Source organism: Ralstonia sp. 25mfcol4.1, from assembly GCF_900104095.1.
In the GTDB taxonomy this organism is placed as follows: Bacteria; Pseudomonadota; Gammaproteobacteria; order Burkholderiales; family Burkholderiaceae; genus Cupriavidus.
Genome location: NZ_FNJO01000041.1, coordinates 1 through 2,150, shown reverse-complemented (window position 1 = coordinate 2,150; position 2,150 = coordinate 1). Strand labels below are relative to the sequence as shown.

General features: G+C 64.0%; 1 protein-coding gene and 1 pseudogene. Both read left to right on the top strand.

The genetic code is table 11. The features are described 5' to 3' along the window. A partial coding sequence (locus BLQ58_RS28590) for an efflux RND transporter permease subunit (protein WP_139186203.1) occupies positions 1 to 1,815 on the top strand: 1,815 nt, incomplete at its 5' end. A gap of 59 nt (positions 1,816 to 1,874) precedes the next feature. After that, a pseudogene (locus BLQ58_RS28585) lies at positions 1,875 to 2,150 on the top strand (TolC family protein); the annotation flags it as partial.

Genomic DNA, 2,150 nt, shown 5'->3' with positions numbered 1-2,150 from the left:
GCGGCGATTCGGCATGCCGTAACAGCCGTTGGCCCGCCGATGCTGGCCGGTGTATCCATCATCGGCATTGTTTTCCTGCCGCTGTTATCGCTCGAGGGGCTTGAGGGCAAGCTCTTTGCACCTGTGGCGCTCACCATCGTGCTGGCGTTGGCGTCCTCGGTGGTGATTGCATTTACGGTCGTCCCCGCGCTGGCTTCCTGGCTATTGCTGTCTCACGCCGATGAGACACCCTGGTTAATGCGCAAGGTCTCGGCCGGCTTTGCCCGGATGCAGGACTGGAGCACCTTGCACCGCCGTACCATCTTCGCTGCTGCCGGTGTGGCACTGGCGGGGGCCGCTGTGTTGTACCTGTCCGTGGGAAAGACCTTCATGCCGACCATGGACGAGGGAGACATGATCGTGCAGCTTCAAAAAGCTCCTTCCGTGTCGCTTGCGGCATCGCTGGACTTGGACCAGCGTGTTCAGCAGGCCTTACTCAAGGACGTCCCCGAAATCCGCTCAATTGTGGCGCGCTCCGGCTCCGACGATCTGGGACTGGACCCAATGGGCCTCAACGAGACCGACACCTTCCTCGTGCTTAAGCCCAAGGACCAGTGGCGCGGCGGCAAGGAAGATATTGCCGAGGCGATCCGGCGCGTGATGGAACGCTTTCCCGGTGTGATCTACGGATTCACCCAGCCCATCGAGATGCGCGTGTCGGAGATGCTGACCGGCACGCGCGGCGACGTTGCCATTAAGCTCTTTGGCAGCGACCTCGGGGCGATCGATGCGGCCGCACAGCTCATCGCCTCGACCGTGCGCGGCATCCATGGCGCGACCGACGTGATTGCACCCAGTAACACCGGCGTGCAGTACCTGAAAGTGTCCCTGGACCGCGCCGCAGCCGGCCAGGCAGGCTTTTCTGGAGACGCCCTGCAGGCGCAACTGCGCGCGCTGGTGGAGGGCGACCGCATTGGCGTGGTGCCGGAGGGCATTATCCGCACGCCGCTGATCCTGCGCGGCGGCGCAGCATTGCGCCAGGCCCCCGAGGCGTTCGCCAGCCTGCTGGTCACGGCGCCGGATGGCCAGGCGTGGCCACTGACATCATTGGCGGGCCTTGAGCGGGTGGACGGCCCTGTGCGGATCAATCATGAGAACGGTGCCAGGTTTGCCGTGATCCAGGCAAACGTGGAGGGCCGCGACCTGGCCGGCTTCGTTCAGGAGGCACAGGCGGCCGTTGCCCGTCTTCAGACGTTGCCCAAAGGCTTGCGCATCGTCTGGGGGGGGCAATTTGAGAACCAGCGTCGAGCCGCTGCGCGTCTGGCCCTGGTTGTGCCGATGGCATTGGCAGCGATCTTCTTGCTGTTGATGCTGACATTCCGATCGGTACGTCAAGCCGTGCTGGTGCTGGCCAATATTCCGTTTGCGCTTGTAGGAGGCATCGCTGCATTGCGGCTATCAGGGGAATACCTGTCCGTTCCGGCGTCCGTTGGCTTTATTGCCTTGCTCGGTATCACGGTGCTAAACGGTGTCGTGCTGATCTCACACTTCAACGCGCTGCTGGAGTCCGGTCTCGACGTCGCCCAAACCGTTCGCGTGGGCGTCCGGGATCGGCTGCGCCCCGTCCTGATGACCGCCTGTATCACGGCGCTCGGGATGATACCGCTGCTGCTGGCAACCGGGCCGGGCTCTGAGATCCAGCGTCCACTCGCCATCGTTATTTCCGGTGGCCTCGTTTCGTCGACCGCGCTCACGCTACTTCTTTTGCCGCTGTTGTTCGAGCATTTCGGCTCGCCGAGCGTGCGGTCCGATCGCCAACAGGGAGAGCCGCAATGAGGTGCAACCTGCATATCACCCTTGCGATAATGATAGGCTTGGTCGGCTCACTCAGCGCTATGGCGTCGTTTGGCAGCACGGCCCCACACGCCGCCACAAACGACTATCTGCCTGACGACGCCGCCGTGCGGGACGCCATCGTCAGTTCCCCTGACGTGATGGCCGCCGAGGCACGACGCGATGCCACGCACGCGCGCGCCGTCGGGATCCGCGCGGGCACCTCTGAAACGGTGGTGCGGGCAATCGGCCAGGGCCGCAGCGTGCGCGACCCATCCCAGCGTTTTCCTGAAGGGCAAATCGCCGTGGAACGGCCGCTGCGGCTTTGGGGCAAGGCT